At 70.7% G+C, this 16,571-nt stretch carries 15 protein-coding genes; 6 read left to right on the forward strand and 9 right to left on the reverse strand.

Translation table 11 applies throughout. From position 1 onward, the window contains the following. Positions 1–26 precede the first annotated feature (26 nt). The 6 genes from RAC69_RS13520 to pdhA form a co-directional block, all read right to left on the reverse strand. Entirely contained in the window at positions 27–803 is a 777-nt protein-coding gene (locus tag RAC69_RS13520) for an enoyl-CoA hydratase/isomerase family protein (RefSeq protein ID WP_375087256.1), read from the reverse strand. Continuing rightward, positions 803–1,993 (reverse strand): thiolase family protein, encoded by a 1,191-nt coding sequence (locus tag RAC69_RS13525; RefSeq protein WP_375087257.1) that lies wholly within the window; start codon positions 1,991–1,993, stop codon positions 803–805. Before RAC69_RS13525 ends, RAC69_RS13520 begins: the two co-directional genes overlap by 1 nt. A 110-nt stretch (positions 1,994–2,103) precedes the next feature. Further along, positions 2,104–3,423, reverse strand: coding sequence for an MFS transporter (locus RAC69_RS13530; RefSeq protein WP_375087258.1), 1,320 nt, complete (start codon positions 3,421–3,423; stop codon positions 2,104–2,106). A gap of 137 nt (positions 3,424–3,560) precedes the next feature. Then, entirely contained in the window at positions 3,561–4,991 is a 1,431-nt protein-coding gene (locus RAC69_RS13535; RefSeq protein ID WP_375087259.1) for a dihydrolipoamide acetyltransferase family protein, read from the reverse strand. Further along, positions 4,988–6,016: an alpha-ketoacid dehydrogenase subunit beta gene (locus RAC69_RS13540; RefSeq protein WP_375087260.1), complete on the reverse strand. Its 1,029-nt coding sequence runs from the start codon at positions 6,014–6,016 to the stop codon at positions 4,988–4,990. The genes RAC69_RS13535 and RAC69_RS13540 overlap by 4 nt, the downstream gene beginning before the upstream one ends. Further along, positions 6,013–7,134, reverse strand: coding sequence for a pyruvate dehydrogenase (acetyl-transferring) E1 component subunit alpha (pdhA, locus tag RAC69_RS13545; protein WP_375087261.1), 1,122 nt, complete (start codon positions 7,132–7,134; stop codon positions 6,013–6,015). The genes RAC69_RS13540 and pdhA overlap by 4 nt, the downstream gene beginning before the upstream one ends. Before the next feature lie 151 nt (positions 7,135–7,285). On the opposite strand from pdhA, the gene RAC69_RS13550 reads away from it, so the two are divergent. Next, complete coding sequence (locus tag RAC69_RS13550; RefSeq protein WP_375087262.1) at positions 7,286–7,723, forward strand: Lrp/AsnC family transcriptional regulator; 438 nt, start codon at positions 7,286–7,288, stop codon at positions 7,721–7,723. Between the two features lie 88 nt (positions 7,724–7,811). Here the strand turns inward: RAC69_RS13550 and RAC69_RS13555 are convergent, their stop codons facing one another. After that, the gene (locus RAC69_RS13555; protein WP_375087263.1) at positions 7,812–9,344 is read right to left on the reverse strand and encodes a DUF222 domain-containing protein; all 1,533 of its coding nucleotides are present in this window, start codon (positions 9,342–9,344) and stop codon (positions 7,812–7,814) included. 126 nt (positions 9,345–9,470) lie between these two features. Then, positions 9,471–10,124 carry an HAD-IA family hydrolase gene (locus RAC69_RS13560; protein ID WP_375087264.1) on the reverse strand — a complete coding sequence of 218 codons (654 nt, stop codon included), beginning with the start codon at positions 10,122–10,124 and terminating at the stop codon, positions 9,471–9,473. Positions 10,125–10,205: 81 nt separating this feature from the next. Between RAC69_RS13560 and RAC69_RS13565 the strand changes: the two genes are divergently transcribed. Beyond that, positions 10,206–11,390: a DUF998 domain-containing protein gene (locus tag RAC69_RS13565; protein WP_375087265.1), complete on the forward strand. Its 1,185-nt coding sequence runs from the start codon at positions 10,206–10,208 to the stop codon at positions 11,388–11,390. A 69-nt stretch (positions 11,391–11,459) separates the two neighbouring features. Here RAC69_RS13565 and RAC69_RS13570 read toward each other — a convergent pair whose 3' ends face one another. Continuing rightward, positions 11,460–12,320, reverse strand: coding sequence for a MurR/RpiR family transcriptional regulator (locus tag RAC69_RS13570; protein ID WP_375087266.1), 861 nt, complete (start codon positions 12,318–12,320; stop codon positions 11,460–11,462). A 66-nt stretch (positions 12,321–12,386) separates the two neighbouring features. On the opposite strand from RAC69_RS13570, the gene RAC69_RS13575 reads away from it, so the two are divergent. The 4 genes from RAC69_RS13575 to RAC69_RS13590 all read left to right on the forward strand — a co-directional run bounded on the left by RAC69_RS13575 (position 12,387) and on the right by RAC69_RS13590 (position 16,555). Continuing rightward, on the forward strand, positions 12,387–13,295 hold the full coding sequence (locus tag RAC69_RS13575) for an N-acetylglucosamine kinase (protein WP_375087267.1): 909 nt from the start codon (positions 12,387–12,389) through the stop codon (positions 13,293–13,295). 88 nt (positions 13,296–13,383) lie between these two features. Next, a complete protein-coding gene (murQ, locus tag RAC69_RS13580) occupies positions 13,384–14,322 on the forward strand; it encodes an N-acetylmuramic acid 6-phosphate etherase (protein ID WP_375087268.1) in 939 nt (312 codons plus the stop codon). Between the two features lie 62 nt (positions 14,323–14,384). Further along, on the forward strand, positions 14,385–14,927 hold the full coding sequence (locus RAC69_RS13585) for a hypothetical protein (RefSeq protein ID WP_375087269.1): 543 nt from the start codon (positions 14,385–14,387) through the stop codon (positions 14,925–14,927). 164 nt (positions 14,928–15,091) lie between these two features. Beyond that, complete coding sequence (locus RAC69_RS13590; protein ID WP_375087270.1) at positions 15,092–16,555, forward strand: glyceraldehyde-3-phosphate dehydrogenase; 1,464 nt, start codon at positions 15,092–15,094, stop codon at positions 16,553–16,555. Positions 16,556–16,571 lie beyond the last annotated feature (16 nt).

The raw sequence follows: 16,571 nt of genomic DNA on the forward strand, positions 1-16,571 counted from the left end.
CACTCCGACGTCTGCGCGTGCGGCGGTCATACCCGTTCTCCTTCGTGCGTCCTGCGTCTGCGTTCGAGGAAGTCGGTCATGCGCCGGAACTTCTCGGGGCTCTCGAACAGCTCCGCCTGCGCCTCGAGATCGACGGACGGATGCCGGTCGCGCGGTGCGCGGAACACACGTTTGGTCGCGACCGTCGCTGCGCGATCGTTCCGGGCGATGCGGTCGGCGATCGCGTGGGCCGCCGTGAGCAGGTCACTACTGTCGTGCAGCGACGAGACGAGGCCGATGCGCAGCGCTTCCTCGGCCGTGACGGTGCGGCCGGTGAGCAGCAGTTCGGTCGCGCGTGCATCGCCGACGATCTCCGTGAGTCGCCAGCTCGCTCCGGCCGCCGCGAGGATGCCGAGTCCGGTCTCCGGGTTCCCGATCGCGAGGCTGGGCGTGCCGATGCGGATGTCTGCGGCGTACGCGAGCTCGGCGCCGCCGCCGAGGGCGTAGCCGTCGATCGCCGCGATCACCGGCATGGGCAGTTCGGCGACGCGGATGAAGGCGTATGCGTTGATGCCGCGCAACGCATCGGCGGCCCGTCGTTCGCGGAGTTCCGCGATATCGGCGCCCGCGGCGAAGACGCCGGCGGCGCCGGTCAGGATGAGCGTGCGCGGCTCCGCCTCCAGTTCCGCGCAGAGCTCGTGCAGGGCATCGATCGTCGCCTGGTCGATGGCGTTGCGCTTGTCGGGGCGGTTGAGCGTGGCGACGACCCGGTCGTCGGAGCGTTCGACGAGCAGAGGGGAGTCGCCGTCGGCGGTGGACGCCATCAGACCTTCTCCAGGATCATGGCCGCGCCCTGGCCGACGCCGACGCACATCGTGGCGAGGCCGTAGCGGGATCCCTCGCGCTCCATGCGACCGAGCAGGGTGACGAGCAGCCGCGATCCGGACGAGCCCAGCGGGTGGCCGAGGGCGATCGCGCCGCCGTCGGCGTTCACGACCGCCTCGTCGAGTCCGAGTCGGCGGATGCAGGCCAGCGACTGCGTGGCGAACGCCTCGTTCACCTCCACGGATCCGATGTCGTCGATCCGGAGTCCGGAGCGGCGCAGGGCCTTCTCGGTCGCCGGCACGGGGCCGAGGCCCATGACCTCGGGGGCGAGCGCCGCGCTCGTGCCGACGACGATGCGTGCGCGGGGCACCAGCCCGTAGCGCTCGACGGCGTCGCCGCTGGCGACGACGAGAGCAGACGCCCCGTCGTTGAGAGAGCTGGAGTTGCCGGCAGTGACGACCGTGCCGCCCGCCACGACGGGGCGCAGGTGGGCGAGCGCTTCGAGCGTCGTGTCGGGGCGCGGTCCTTCGTCGATGAGCACGCGGTCGTCTCCGACCTCCACTCCGACGATCTCGTCCGCGAACCGGCCGGCGGCGATCGCCGCCGCGGCGCGCTGCTGGGAACGCACGGCGAACGCATCCGCCTCCTCCCGTCCGATGCCGTCGAGGCGCGCGACCTCCTCGGCGGTCTCGGGCATCGTGAACGTCGCCTTGTCGCGCGCGGCGAGACGCGGGTTCGGGAACCGCCACCCGATCGAGGTGTCGTAGGCGGCTCCGGGCTTGGCCCACGCCTTCTCGGGCTTGGCCTGCACCCAGGGCGCACGGGTCATCGACTCGACCCCGCCGGCGACGATCAGGTCGGCGTCGCCGGCGCGGATCGCCTGAGCCGCCATGGTCACCGCCGACATGCCCGACGCGCACAGCCGGTTCACGGTGATCCCGGGAACCGTGTCGGGAAGCCCGGCCAGCAGCACGGCCATGCGGGCGACGTTGCGGTTGTCCTCGCCCGCCTGGTTCGCGGCACCGAGGATGACCTCGTCGATGTCGACGTGGGCCGCGTCGATGCCCGCACGCCGCACGGCCTCGCCGACCACGATCGCCGCGAGGTCGTCGGGGCGGACCGTGGCCAGTGCGCCGCCGTAGCGACCCACCGGGGTGCGGGTTCCCCCGATGAGGTAGGCGTCCGTCATCTCGATCTCCTGACTGCGTCGTCGCGGCGGGCTCGGCGATCGGAACCGAATTACTGACCGATCGTATGGTAATTATGGCACACGGGGGCGTCGCCCGAGACGGCGTCGGATCAGCCGAGCAGGTCGACGCCCTTCGTCTCCTTGACCAGCGACACCGCGATGAGCGAGATCACCGAGGCGATGGCGATGTAGAGACCGATGGTCCATGCCGCCTGGAACTGGTTCAGCAGCGCTTCGGCGATCATGGGGGCGAAGGCTCCGCCGAGGATGGCGCCGAGAGCGTAGCCGATCGAGACGCCCGAGTAGCGCACGTTCGCGGGGAACATCTCCGCGTAGAGCGCGGCCTGCGGTCCGTAGGACAGTCCGAGGGCGAAGGTCATCACGAACAGGGCGACGAAGTACCAGAAGATGTTCGCCGTGTCGATGAGGAACCACATCGGCACGGCCCAGAGCGCGAGCGCCACGTAGCCGATCTGGAAGGTGCGCACGCGTCCGAGGCGATCGGACAGGTGCCCGCCCCACAGGGTGAAGATCAGCCATCCGAACGAGGCGAGGGTCGTGGCGAGCAGCACGGGAGGGCGTTCCATGCCGAGAGCCGTGACCGCGTACGTCGCGAAGAAGGCGATCAGGAGGTAGCCGGCGGCGTTGTTCGCGATGAAGATGAGCGCGGTGAGCACGACCTGCTTCGTGTTCTTGCGGAACAGGATGCCGAGGGGTGCTGACGCCTCCTTGCGACGCCGCTGGAGCTCCTCGAAGATCGGGCTCTCGTCGACGGCGCGGCGGATGAGGTAGCCGACGCCGATCAGCACGATCGACAGGAGGAACGGGATGCGCCAGCCCCACTCGAGGAACGCTTCCGGCGACATCGAGGTCGTGAGCACCCACAGCGTCGCGGTGGCGAGGATCATGCCGACGGGGACGCCGATCTGCGGGAAGGCGCCGAAGAGCCCGCGGCGCCCGCGCGGCGCGTGCTCGACGGCCATGAGTGCGGCTCCGCCCCATTCGCCTCCCGCCGAGAAGCCCTGCAGGATGCGCAGGACGATGAGGAGTATCGGCGCGGCGACCCCGATCGCGGCGTAGGTCGGCAGAACGCCGATGAGGGAGGTCGAGAGGCCCATGAGGATGAGGGTGAAGACCAGCATCCTCTTGCGGCCGAGCTTGTCGCCGAGGTGTCCGGCGATGATCGCGCCGAGCGGGCGGAAGAGGAACGAGATCCCGATCGTCGCGAACGACAGCACCTGGGCGAGGCCGGGGCTACTCTCGGCGATCGGGGCGAGGAAGAGGGGAGCGAGGACCAGACCCGCTGCCTGCGCGTAGATGAAGAAGTCGTACCACTCGATCGACGTGCCGACGAGCGTGCTCGCGAGCACGCGGCGTTCCTCGGCGGGCATCCGTCGGGTCGAGGTCGGTTCCGAGACTGCTGACGTCATGGCGAACTCCATTGTTCTGCATTTCCAACCGATCGATCGGTCAGTAATTGCCGAGCGTAGCGCATGGCGAGAGCGAAATCGAGGATCCGGGCGTACGTGCGGATGCCCGCGAGGGTCGCGTCCGGACCCTCCGCGGTTCACACCTGGCCGAAGGCGCGCAGCGGATGCTCGATCAGTTCCGTGACGCGGCGGAGGAAACTCGCCGCATAGCCGCCGTCGCAGACGCGGTGGTCGAAGACGAGCGAGAGCTGGGCGATGCGCCGGGGCACGATCTGGCCGTCGACCACCCAGGGGCGCTCGATGATCCGGCCGATTCCGAGGATCGCGACCTCGGGGTGATTGATGATCGCGGCCGATCCGTCGACGCCCAGACCGCCGTAGTTGTTGAGCGTGAAGGTCGAGCCGCGGAGTCGCTCCGGAGGCATGCGTCCGTCGCGGGCCGTGGCCGACAGCTCGCGCAGTGCGGAGTCGAGCTCCTCGACGCTGCACGTGTGCGCGCTCGGCACGACTGGAACGAGGAGTCCCCGGTCGGTGTCGACGGCGACGCCGAGGTTGACGCCCTCGAAGGAGAGCAGCTCCGATCCGTCGTCGCTGAGGCGCGAGGCCAGGACCGGATGCTCCGCGAGGGCCAGCAGCACGAAGCGGGCGAGGATCGCCGTGATCGACGGCGCCTTGCCCCCTGCGGGTGCCATGTCGGCGCGGAGGTTCCAGAGGTCGGTCGCATCGACGTCCACCCAGACGGTCGCCTCGGGGATCTCGGAGCGGCTGCGCGAAAGTCGCGCGCTCAGTGCTCTGCGGAGCGGTGACAGGCGTTCCCGTGAGCGGATGGCGAGGCCGTCGACGGTCGGGTGCTCGCGGTCGCCCGGTGTGCCGGTAGTGGCGGGACTCGCTCGATCCGGGTCCTTCCCGATCCCGTCCACGGCGCTGTCGACCGCCGCGGCGAGGACGTCGGCGCGGGTGATGGCGCCATCCGGACCTGTGGGGACGATCGCGTGCACATCGAGGCCGAGGTCGCGAGCGAGGCGTCGCACGAGAGGGGAGCGCACGGCGACGGGCCTGCGGGCGGACGGCTCGGTCGGAGTGTCCACCTCGACGCTCGCGGTCTGTCGCCGCTCACTCACCGTGGCCGGACGGCGCCGACGTCCCGACGTCGCGCGTCCCGACGTGCCGTAGCCGATCAGGACGTTCCCCGACCCGGCGCGCTCCTCCGCGCGGTACGTGTCGTGCTCGACGGAGGGGGTGGGGCGGGCGCCCTCGGCATCCGTCTTCTTCTCGCCCTGCTCGGCTCCGCCCTCTTCCGCGACGTCGAGCACGGGCGCGCCGACGTCGATGGTGTCGCCTGCTGCTCCGTGGAGGGCGGTCACGACTCCGGCATAGGGCGAGGGCAGTTCGACGATGCTCTTCGCCGTCTCGACCTCGGCGATCGGCTGGTCGGTGACGATGCTGTCTCCGACGGAGACGAGCCACTGCACGAGTCCGGCTTCGGTGAGTCCTTCTCCGAGGTCGGGCAGACAAAAGGTCCGCGAGGCGGGGGCGGTCGTGGTCGGGGTGCGGGTGCCGGTGCTCACGGTCGGTCCTCCCAGTGCAGCGAGTCGACGGCATCCAGGATCCTGTCGACGTCCGGCAGATACCAGTGCTCGAGCTTCGGCGGTGCGTACGGGGTGTCGAAGCCGGTGACGCGGCGCACCGGGGCTTCGAGGTACTCGAAGCAGCGCTCGAACACGCGGGCCTGGATCTCGGAGGCGACGCTCGCGAAGCCGGGGGCCTCGGCGATCACGACAGCGCGTCCCGTCGAGCGCACGGCGGCGGTGACGGTCTCGTCGTCGAAGGGCGTGAGCGACCGCACGTCGACGACCTGGACGCTGCGTCCTTCCACGGCCGCGGCCTCGGCGGCGTCGAGGGCGAGCGGGACGGATGCGCCGTAGGCGATCAGCGTGACGTCGGTGCCGTCGCGCGCGATGCGGGCGGAGCCGATGTCGACGGTCACGTCGGTGTCGACCTCGCCCTTGGTCCAGTACAGCTTCTTCGGTTCGAGGAAGACGACGGGGTCGGGCGACGCGATCGCGGCGCGGAGCAGCGAGTAGGCGTCCTGGGGTGTGGCGGGGCTCACCACCGTGAGTCCTGGCGTGTGCGCGTAGTACGCCTCGGACGAGTCGCAGTGGTGCTCGACGCCGCCGATGCCTCCGCCGAAGGGGATGCGGATGACCATCGGCATGCGGATGCCACCGCGCGTGCGGTTGGAGAGCTTCGCGACGTGGCTGACGATCTGCTCGAAGGCGGGGAGCGCGAACGCGTCGAACTGCAGCTCGACGACCGGACGGAGGCCGTTCATGGCCATGCCGACCGCGGTGCCGACGATGCCGGACTCTGCGAGCGGGGTGTCGAAGCAGCGGTCTTCGCCGAAGCGGGCGGTCAGTCCGTCGGTGATGCGGAAGACTCCGCCGAGGGCGCCGACGTCTTCGCCGAACACGACCACTGCCGGATCCTCGGCGATGGCGTCGGCGAGGGCGAGGTTGAGGGCGGCCGCCATGGTGAGCGTCTGGACGGTCGATGCCGGGGTGTCGACGTCGATGCGGTCGTGGGTGATGGTCATCGCACGCCTCCTGCGGAGTGGGTCTCCTGGTCGTCTCCGAGCGCGTCGCGTTCGATCTCCTCGCGCAGCTGGTGCCACTGCTCCTGCAGCTGGGGCGAGCGTTCGGTGGTGACGAAGCGGAACAGGTCTTCGGGGTCGAGGTCGGTGTCGGTGTTGAGCGCGGAGCGCATGGCCGCGGCGATCTCCTCCGCTCCCGCCGAGATCTCGTTCTCGAGCTCGTCGGTCAGCGCTCCGCTCGCGGTGAGGTGGGTGCGCAGGCGGGTGAGCGGGTCTCGCGCGACCCAGGCCTGCACCTCCTCGCGCTCGCGGTAGCGGGTGTCGTCGTCGGCGTTGGTGTGGGCCTGCATCCGGTAGGTGTGCGCTTCGACGAGGGTGGGGCCGCCGCCGGTCCTGGCGCGGTCGACGGCCTCGCCGAGCACAGACAGGACGGCGGCGACGTCGTTGCCGTCGACGCGGCGCCCCGGCATCCCGTATCCGATCGCCTTGTGCGCGAGCGAGGGCGCTGCGGTCTGGCGGCTCAGGGGCACGGAGATCGCGAACTCGTTGTTCTGCACGAAGAACACCACCGGCGCGTGGAAGACGGCGGCGAAGTTCAGGGCTTCGTGGAAGTCGCCCTCGCTGGTCGCACCGTCGCCGCAGAGAGCGAGCACGACGGTGTCTTCGCCGCGCTGCGCGGCGGCGTAGGCGAAGCCGACCGCGTGCAGCAGCTGGGTGGCGAGCGGCGTGGCCTGGGGTGCGACGCGATGAGCGCGGACGTCATAGCCGGAATGCCAATCGCCCTTGAGCAGGACCATCGCTTCGGCGGGTGCCACGCCCCGAGCGATCACTGCCACGGAGTCGCGGTAGGTGGGGAAGAGCCAGTCGGCGTCGCGCAGCGCGAGTGCGGCGCCGATCTGGCAGGCCTCCTGCCCGTGTGAGGACGGGTACACGGCGAGCCGCCCCTGACGCACGAGGGCGCTGGCCTGGTCGTTGATGCGGCGGCCCTCGACCAGTCCGCGGTAGGCGGTGAGGAGCGCCCCGTCGTCGGGCAGCGGGTAACCGTCGTCGGCGACCGGTCGGCCCGTCGCGTCGATCAGCTGCACCGCCTCGTCGCGCGGGAGCAGTTCTGCGTGATTCATCCGTTCGCCCTCCTTGCCGAACCCGATGAAGAAAGGATGCATTGCGATGCGCAGTCGTCCAAGAGGATGAGGCTATTCGTGGATGACTGCTCGATGATTGCCCTCCACGCGCGCGAAGTGTCAGAATTCGAGCACAGGATGAAGGGGTGCCATGACAACGCTGGACGACGTCGATCGCGCGATCCTCGATGAGCTGCGCCGAGACGCGCGGGTGTCGATGACGGCGATCGCCGACGCGGTGCACATCTCGCGGGCGGGCGCACACGCGCGGATCAAGCGGCTGACGGATGCCGGAGTCGTGACCGGTTACACGGTGCGGACCGATCCGGTGCTGCTCGGGCATCACGCCAGCGCGTACGTGACACTGGCGATCGAGCAGGCGACGTGGCAGGACGTCAGCGCGCGGCTGCGCGCCATCCCCGAGATCGAGCACATGGCGCTCGTCGGCGGCGACTTCGACGTGATCCTCCTCGTTCGCGCCAACGATGCGCGCGACCTGCGGCGGATCGTGCTCGAGGACATCCAGGCGATCCCGTCGATCCGGTCGACGAGGACGACGCTGATCTTCGAGGACTTCGCGCTGGTCTGAGGGCAGCGCGCGACCGAGTGACACCGTTCGCAGCAGCACCATGACGTCGAGCTGTCAGAACGGTCGAGGTGTCAGAACGGTCGAGGTGTCAGAACGGAGGGGCCGCCCTCGGTGGTGTCGAGCCACGGGTGTTCGTGGCCGTGTCCACGCGCATGTCCGTGTCCGTGCGCGTGTCCGTGTTCGTCTGCGCTTCCAGGCGCGTGTCCGTGTTCTGTGCGGGAGGAGCGTCGAGGTAGGTGCGCCCGGTGGGGCTGGTCCACGCGTACACACCGTCGCCGAGGTGCTCGACGTGCCAGGGCGTGTGATGTTTGAGGCGGTGGTGACGGCGGCAGAGAGTGCCGAGGTTGCCCGCATGGGTGGAGCCGCCGAGCGCATGATCCTGCGTGTGGTCGACGTCGCACTCGCGAGGCAGCTGACCGCACCCGGGGAACCGACAGCGTTGATCGCGCGCTCTGAGATGCCGTCTCAGCTCCGCTGACGGACGGTACCGGTCGACGGCGAGGAGTCGACCGCTGACGGGGTGAGTGAGGATCCGATCCCATCCGCTCGCGCCGCCGGCGAGCTGTCGCGCGGTGGCGGTGTCGATCGGAACGCGTCCGTCGAGCTCCGCCGGCATCGTGCTCGTCCCCATCAACGTCTGCACGGGAACCGTGACACTCACCGATCCGGCGATCGCCGCGAGGATCCCGTCGGCGGAATCGTGACCGGCCGGCGCCCCTGTGAGGACGAGGTCGAGTGCCAGATCGCACCGGATCTGAGCGAGCGTCCTGGGCGCGGGCTCGCTGACCCGAGGGATCCCGAACGAATCGCGAACCGAGCCGAACGAGAACGGAGCGCTCGCGCCATCGCGCCCGGCGTCTGGAGCCGCGGTCGTGGGGGTCGTGTGCTCCGCAGCCGGCGTCGTGTGCCCCGCCGCCGGGGTCGTGCGCTCCGCCGCCGAGGTGGTGCGCTCTTTCTGCTCGCGTACGACGGACCTCGCCATCGCAGTGATGCGGTCGTAGGCGCCGTGAACGAGGGCGGCCGGCCCGAGGAGTCCGAGTTCGGCCATCCCGTCGGCCCGATCCTTCACCCAGACCGCGCGCTGTTCGCGGGCGCTCTGGTGACGCTCATCGATGGTGCGGCGCTGGAGTCGGTCGGCCACGCGTCGAGCGCGGCGGGCCAGGCGGTTCGGTGACTCGGTCTGCGTCCACTCGAGCATCTCTGCGGTGTAGGCGTCGCGATCGTCGGCGTCGTCGAGGTGCAGCCCCGCGTCGATGATCACCCTCGAGTGTGCGGCGCTCACCCGCCCGTCTCCCTGTGCCTGCCACAGCACGGGGAACTGAAGAACGAGCAGCTCGGCGTCGGCCATGCGGCGCTGCACGGTGCGATCGCTGACGTGCAGCGCGGCAGCGAACTCCGCTGCCACGGCGCGCACTGCCATCTCGCCGAGATCGTGGGCCCGGCTGTCATCGCGCTCCGCGGCACCCTGAACGGTCTCGAGCGCGATCCGCGCACCGGAGGCGAGGAGCCCGTCGCGGCAGGCCATCAGGGAGCTGATCGCGCGGCCGACGGCCACGAGCGTTCCGGTGAGCGCGCCCACGGCCGCCACCTGCTCGACCGTCGCGTCCGCCAGTGCTGTCATACCCCCACTGAATCAGCGACCACCGACATTCGAGACCCAGATCAGCGCTGAAATCGGACGATCAGATGAAGTACTCCGGAACCCTGGAATGCAGCGCGGAGACCATGCATCCGGACAGCCGCAGTCTCACTCCACGACGAGTTCGAACCCTCCGTCGGCTCCCGCTCGCACGGAGACCTGCGTGAGGTCGGCGACCTGGTACTCGGGGGCGTGGGCCGCGGCGTGCGCGCCGATCCCGATCACGCGCATGCCCGCCGCGTGCGCGGCCTGGATGCCGGCGCCGGAATCCTCGAACACCACGCAGTCCGCCGGGTCGACGCCCAACAGCTTCGCGCCCAGCAGGAACCCCTCGGGATCGGGCTTCGAGGCCGAGACGCTCTCCGCCGTCACGACGAGCTGAGGGACCGTGAGCCCCGCTTCGCCCATCCGCGCGTTCATCAGGGGCACGTTGGCCGAGGTCACGATCGCATGCGGCACGTCCGCGAGCGCTCTCAGCAGGTCGCCGGCCCCGCGGATCTCCACGACGCCGTCGACGTCGCTCGCCTCGGTCGCCAGCATCCGCTCGTTCTCGACCAGGTTCACCGCGTGATCGCGCTCGGGAAGCATGATCGCCATGCTCTGATGACCCTGCCGCCCGTGGACGACGCTCAGCACGGTCGCCGGGTCGAGGCCGTGCGGCTCCGCCCACGCGAGCCAGAGCCTCTCCACGACGGCGGTCGAGTCGACGAGGGTGCCGTCCATGTCGAGCAGGACGGCGCGGGCGGGAACGATCTCGGTCACCTCCCCAGGCTACTGCGGCGCACACGGCCCAGCCTCGGGGGCGTGCCGCGACCCGGTCCTAAGCTGTCCGCAGGAGGCAGCATGCGATTCGCGGAGGGCGACGACGCAGCCGGCACGGCGCGCGGACACGCAGCAGGGACAGCCGACGGGAGGGACGGGACGGGCGCGCTCCGCCGGATCCGCGACGCGATCGCCGGAGTGCTGGGCCAGCTGCGCGGACCTGCCACCTCGGATGCCGTCTTCGAGGCCACCGCCCTCATCGTCGGTGCGGTCGTGCTCGCCGTCGGATTCCTCGTCGCCTTCCCGGTGTTCTGGGGGCGGGAGCTCCCCATCAGCGGCCCGGGCTCGATCGGGGCGTTCGTCGCTTACGGCGGAGCGATCACCGCTGCGCTCGCCTTCGCCGTAGGCCGCCTCGCGGTCCGCCCCGACGAGCCGAGCGTCGACGGCCTCCGCGACGGGTTCAGCGTGCCGGGCGACCGGCTGCGGTGGTACGACCTCGCCGCGATCGCTTTCGCCCACGCGGCCATCGCCTACCTGGGCTGGCTGGGGATCGCCGAACTGCTCGAGCGGAGCTTCACCGACGCGCCCGTCTTCGCCTTCCCCGGCGCGGTGCTCGTCGCCGTCGCTTTCGGGCTCACCGCCTATGTGGCCTTCCTCAGCGCCGTGGCCCTGACCCCGATGGTCCTGTCGCTCGTCCTCGCCGTCTTCCTCGTGGTCGGAGCGTTCGCGAGCATGCTCGCCTCCAGCGACGTGCACTGGTGGCGCGACAACCTCTCCGCGCTCGGCATGAGCACGAACAGCGCCTCGATCGCCTTCAATGTCACGCTGATCATCGCGGGAGTCATGGTCACGACGATCGCCCGCTACGCGACGGCCGGGCTGCCCGTCGACGATCCGATCGACCGACGGGGACGCCTCATCGTGCGCACCGGGCTGATCCTCGTCGGGATCTTCCTCGCGTGCGTGGGCATCTTCCCGGTCGACGAGTTCTTCCTCCTCCACAACACGGTCGCCACCGGGATGGCTGTGGTCTTCGCCGTGGTCGTGATCGGGCTGCCCTGGTCCCTTCGAAGCATCCCGCGAGTGTTCGTCGCCTTCGGCTGGGCCTACGTGCTCGTGATCGTGCTCCTCGCCGCCTTCTTCGCGGTCGGCTACTACAACCTCACGGCCGTCGAGCTGATCGCCGCCGTGCTCATCTTCAGCTGGATCATCGTGTTCCTCCGCACGGCCGGCTCCGTCGGCACGCATCGGCACGAGCGTCAGTGACAGAGCTGAGACCCCGCCGACGCGAGATCCGCGCGCGCGGGAGGATGCCGTGCCGTCGCGCCGCGCGGCTCACTCCGCGCGCAGCACCTGGGTCGCCTCGGCCGTGCGCTGCAGCGCCTCGACGGCATCCGCTCTGCGGCGACGTGCGACCCCGACGAAGAGGCAGTCGACGAGCGCGAGCTGCGCGATCCTGCTGACCATCGCCCCGGCGCGGAGGCGCGGCTCCCTCGCGTGCGTGAGCAGCACGACGTCGCCGGACGCCGCGACGGTCGAATCCGCGACACCGGTGATCGCGATGGTCTTCGTGCCGGCGCCGCGCGCGGCTTCCAGGAAGCGCTGGGTCTCGATCGTCGTGCCGGACTGCGAGATGCCCACCGCGATCGTGTCGTCGGCGGAGAGGGCGGCCGCCGCGCTCGCCACATGTGCGTCGGTGAGGATGACCGCCGCGCGCCCGATGCGCAGCAGCTTCTGCCCGAAGTCCGCGGCGACCAGTCCGCTGGCACCGATGCCGAAGAGGAGGATCCGCTGGGCGCCGTCGAGGGCGGCCACCGCCTCGTCCAGCCGCTCGTCGTCGAGGCCGGCGATCGTCTCCTCGATCGCCAGCACCTCGAGAGCGGCGACCTTCGCGGTCGCCTCCCGCAGCGAATCGTCGAGGGAGATCTCCGAGCCGAACCCCGTCGAAGCGCTGAACTGCACCGACTCGCGCCCGAGTTCGGCGGCCAGAGCCATGCGCAGCGCCGCGTATCCGTCGACGTCCACAGAGCGGCAGAATCGCACGACCGATGCGACGGAGGTCTCGCAGATCGCCGCGAGCTCGGTGATGGTGCTGTCGACGACGATCCCGGGATTGTCGCTCACGGCACGCGCGATGCGCGCGAGGGAAGGGGGCAGCGTCTCCGCCGCTCCCGCGATGCGCGTCTGAATGCTCATGTCTCTCCGACGTCCGATTCGTGAACAATTCTTTCACGATCTAGTGCTTATGCGTACACTATTTTCATGCCTGACCCCTCCGTGCTCGTCGTCGACCTCGGCAAGTCGCGCTGCCGTGTCGTGGTCTCCGGACCCGAGCGCCGCGCCGCGGTCGAAGGCATCGGCTCGCCGGGACTCGCTGCCGCCGGCGGGATCGACGCCGCGCTCGCCGCCATCCTCCCGCTGACCTCCGGCATCGCCGGCTACGAAGCCGTCTCCGTCGGTGCCGCTGGTGCCTGGGCCGCACCCGCCGCGGCATCCGAGCTGGCGCAGCGACTGCATGCCCTGCTCGGCGTCCCGGTCGCCGTCACGTCCGACGTCGTCTCGGCGCACGTCGGTGCCCTCGACGGGGGAGAGGGCGTGCTCCTGATCGCCGGCACGGGAGCTGCGGCCCTCGGCGTCGACGCAGACGGCATCCGGCTCGTCGACGGATGGGGACCGGAGGTCGGCGACTTCGGCAGCGGATCGTGGTTCGGCCGCGAAGCCCTGCGCGCCGTGCTCCGCGCCTCCGCCGGACTCGTCGCCCCCACCATCCTCTCCGCCCGTGTCGCCGCGGCGATCGGTCCGATCGAGGCGCTCCAGCAGTGGCTCGCGCAGGACTCGCCGCTCGCCCGCAGGCTCGCGACCCTCGCGCCCCTCGTGCTCGACGCCGCCGCCGACGGCGACCCCGTCGCACGTGCGGTCGCCGACGAGGGGGCGCGCCTCCTCGTCGACTCCGCCGTCGCGGCTGCCGCGCACACCACCGCCGTGGCCCTGCACGGCGGACTCACCCAGCACCCCTGGTTCCGAGAGCTCCTCGGCGGAGCCCTTCGCGACGCCGGTCGCGAACCCCTGGTTGCCGCGGGCGACGCCCTCGACGGCGCGCTGCTCATCGCCCGACGCGCAGACCCCGGAGCCCCGCTCCCGCACGAGAGGTACGTGCACCGTGCCGGCTGAAGGAGAACCGGCAGAACCAGAGCGCGCGAGCGCCGCACCCGAGGCTCTCGAAGCCTCCCGCACCCCATCCCCGAGAGGTCCGCACACCGTGCCCACTGAAGACCAGCGACTGTCCGCTCTGCTCGACGAGCTGTCCACCCTCGGCACCGAGGCGTCGACGACCGAACGAGGCGACCTCGACCTCCTCGGCACCGCCGAGCTCGTGCGCCGCATGAACGCCGAAGACCGGCGGGTGGCGGATGCCGTCGCCGACCGCAGCGCCGAGATCGCCGCCGCCGTCGACGGCATCACCGCGCGGTTCCGCCGCGGAGGCCGCCTCATCTACATCGGCGCAGGCACCGCAGGACGCATCGGCGTGCTCGACGCGAGCGAGTGCCCGCCCACCTTCGGCACCGATCCCTCGATGGTGGTCGGCCTGATCGCCGGCGGCGAGACCGCGATCCGCTCCGCCGTCGAGAACGCGGAGGACGACGACCGCGCGGCCGGCGAATCGCTCCGCGACCTGCACCTGACCGAGCGCGACACCGTGGTCGGCATCTCCGCATCGGGGCGCACCCCCTACGTCATCGGCGGACTGGAGTACGCCCGCAGCATCGGTGCGCTCACCGTCGCGATCGCCTCCAACGCCGATTCGGCGATCGGTGCGGTCGCCGACATCGCGATCGAGGTCGTCACCGGCCCGGAGTTCATCTCCGGGTCAACCCGCCTCAAGTCGGGAACGGCGCAGAAGCTGGTCGTGAACATGCTCACGACCCTGTCGATGATCAACCTCGGCAAGACCTACCACGGCGTGATGGTCGACCTCCTCGCCACGAACGAGAAGCTGCACGCGCGGTCGATCCGCACCGTCACCGAGCTCACGGGCTCGGACGTCGGCCAGGCGTCGTCCGCGCTCGCCGCGGCCGACGGCTCCGTCAAGCTCGCCATCCTCATCCTCACCACGGGGGCGGAGCCGGATGCCGCGCGCGCCGCGCTCGCGGACGCGGACGGCATCCTGCGCGTGGCGATCGCGGCGCTCACGGCGTGAGATCGTCCCGTCGCCAGAGCGCGGGCCGAGGGCGCGGGAGAGGGTCCCACTAGGCTCTCCCCGTGGATCATCTCGTCCCCGCGGCACCGTGGTTGATGGCGCTCGCCGGCGTGATCTCCGGCGTGGCGTGCCTCGCAGCGGGCAGGGGCGTTCCCTGGCAGGCGCGGCAGATGGCCCTGCTGCGGTCGGCGTCGATCCTCGCGCTCGCCGTCGCGGGCGGTGAGACGCTGCCGCGGCTGGTGATCGGCGTCGCCCTCCTGCTCTCGGCCATGGTCGGCACCATCGGGGTCCGCGGTTCGCGCTCCGCCCCGATGTGCTTCCACCGCGCCGTGGTGTCGCTCGTGCTCGCGATCTGCCTGTGGGACACGGTCGCGGCTCAGGCCGCCGCACCCGCGAGCGTCCCGGCGGGCGCGCACGACCACGGCCCCGCGTTCACCGGGGTGCTGTCGGTGCTCGGCATCATCGGGGTCATCGGCGTCGTGCTCTGGACGATTGTGTCGGAGCGCGTGATCGAACCCTCGTCAGACCGGCGCACCGACACGCTGCTCGCCGTCGAGTCGTGGGCGATGGCCGCAGGGGTCGCCGTGCTGTGCCTCGCGGTCTGAGGCGGGCCACCGCGCCGGAGCCCGGCGAGACCGTCGCCGCGCTCGGCGCCCTCCCGATTTCCTCGCGCCGTCGCGCGCCGCGTACCCTGGTGGCATCCCCCGAAGCTCACCCGGCAAACCCGCGCGCCGGCGACCTCGGCGCGCTCACACATGCAAGGACGCAGATGAACGACACCGCCGCACCCCACGACGCCTGGACGGCCCGCGAAGAGCTCGCCGAGCGGATGATCCCGCTCATCGGCGCACTCAAGCGCGACGGCGACGTGGTCACCTCGCTGCACGGCCACCGGCTCGTGGGGCTCTCGGCGACCGGCATCGTCGAGGTGCACGACCGCGTCGCTCAGCTCGGACACGAAGAACTCGCACTCGAAGACACGCTCGCCGTCATCGAGGCGATCCACGCGCTGGCTCCCGGCGCGTCCTCCCTCGACGTCGCGCGCCTCGTCGAGGGTCACCGCGACAGCGGAGCACCGCTCGCCGACCACCTCGCTCAGGCGCTCGCCCCCGCGTTCGGGGCGACGGCCGCCGAGCCCACCGACGTCGTGCTGTACGGCTTCGGCCGCATCGGTCGGCTGCTCGCCCGCATCCTCATCGCTCACACCGGAGGCGGAAGCGGACTGCGGCTCCGGGCCATCGTCGTCCGCCGCGGCTCCGCGAACGACCTCGTCAAGCGCGCCTCGCTGCTGCTGCGCGACTCCGTGCACGGACGCTTCGCGGGATCCGTCACCGTCGACGAGGAGGCCGAGCAGATCATCGCGAACGGCACCCGCATCCAGGTGATCTACTCCGACGACCCCGCATCGATCGACTACACCGCCCACGGCATCCGGGATGCGATCGTCGTCGACAACACGGGGCGCTGGCGCGACGAGGCCGGCCTCAGCCGCCACCTCGAGTCGACCGGCGTCGCACGGGTGCTGCTCACCGCGCCGGGCAAGGGCGCGCTGAAGAACATCGTGCACGGCATCAACGACCAGACGCTTACGCCCGACGACCGGATCGTCACGGCGGCCTCCTGCACCACCAACGCCATCACCCCGGTGCTCAAGGCGGTCGACGAGGCCTACGGCATCGTCCGAGGACACGTCGAGACCGTGCACTCGTTCACCAACGACCAGAACCTCATCGACAACTTCCACAGCGGCGACCGCCGCGGACGCTCGGCGGTGCTCAACATGGTCATCACCGAGACCGGCGCGGCCAAGGCCGTGGCCCGTGCTCTGCCCGAGCTCGAGGGCAAGCTCACCGGATCGGCCATCCGCGTGCCCACGCCCGACGTCTCGCTCGCGGTGCTGCACCTCACGCTCGAACGCCCGGCGGTCAAGGACGAGCTCAACGACTACCTGCGCCGTGTCTCCCTGCACTCCAAGCTGCGTCAGCAGATCGACTACGTGGAGAGCCCCGAGGTCGTCTCGACGGACTTCGTCGGATCCCATCGGGCGGGCATCGTCGACGGACTCGCGACCATCGCGAACGAGCAGGACGTTGTGCTGTACGTCTGGTACGACAACGAGTACGGCTACTCCTGCCAGGTCATCCGCGTGCTCGAGGTCATGGCGGGCTCGCACCCGATCGTGCTCCCCGAACGCCGCGAGGTCACTCCCCACCTGTCCCTTCTCCACATCTGACGCCGCCGACGACCCC

The sequence above is a fragment of the Microbacterium sp. LS_15 genome (assembly GCF_041954735.1).
GTDB lineage: Bacteria > Actinomycetota > Actinomycetes > Actinomycetales > Microbacteriaceae > Microbacterium.

What these genes read in the sequence shown, in the direction of transcription:
- RAC69_RS13520 (WP_375087256.1), bottom strand. Translation starts at nt 803, where the DNA reads ATGGCGTCCACCGCCGACGGCGACTCCCCTCTGCTCGTCGAACGCTCC.
- RAC69_RS13525 (WP_375087257.1), bottom strand. Translation starts at nt 1,993, where the DNA reads ATGACGGACGCCTACCTCATCGGGGGAACCCGCACCCCGGTGGGTCGC.
- RAC69_RS13530 (WP_375087258.1), bottom strand. Translation starts at nt 3,423, where the DNA reads ATGACGTCAGCAGTCTCGGAACCGACCTCGACCCGACGGATGCCCGCC.
- RAC69_RS13540 (WP_375087260.1), bottom strand. Translation starts at nt 6,016, where the DNA reads ATGACCATCACCCACGACCGCATCGACGTCGACACCCCGGCATCGACC.
- pdhA (WP_375087261.1), bottom strand. Translation starts at nt 7,134, where the DNA reads ATGAATCACGCAGAACTGCTCCCGCGCGACGAGGCGGTGCAGCTGATC.
- RAC69_RS13550 (WP_375087262.1), top strand. Translation starts at nt 7,286, where the DNA reads ATGACAACGCTGGACGACGTCGATCGCGCGATCCTCGATGAGCTGCGC.
- RAC69_RS13555 (WP_375087263.1), bottom strand. Translation starts at nt 9,344, where the DNA reads ATGACAGCACTGGCGGACGCGACGGTCGAGCAGGTGGCGGCCGTGGGC.
- RAC69_RS13565 (WP_375087265.1), top strand. Translation starts at nt 10,206, where the DNA reads ATGCGATTCGCGGAGGGCGACGACGCAGCCGGCACGGCGCGCGGACAC.
- RAC69_RS13570 (WP_375087266.1), bottom strand. Translation starts at nt 12,320, where the DNA reads ATGAGCATTCAGACGCGCATCGCGGGAGCGGCGGAGACGCTGCCCCCT.
- RAC69_RS13575 (WP_375087267.1), top strand. Translation starts at nt 12,387, where the DNA reads ATGCCTGACCCCTCCGTGCTCGTCGTCGACCTCGGCAAGTCGCGCTGC.
- RAC69_RS13590 (WP_375087270.1), top strand. Translation starts at nt 15,092, where the DNA reads ATGAACGACACCGCCGCACCCCACGACGCCTGGACGGCCCGCGAAGAG.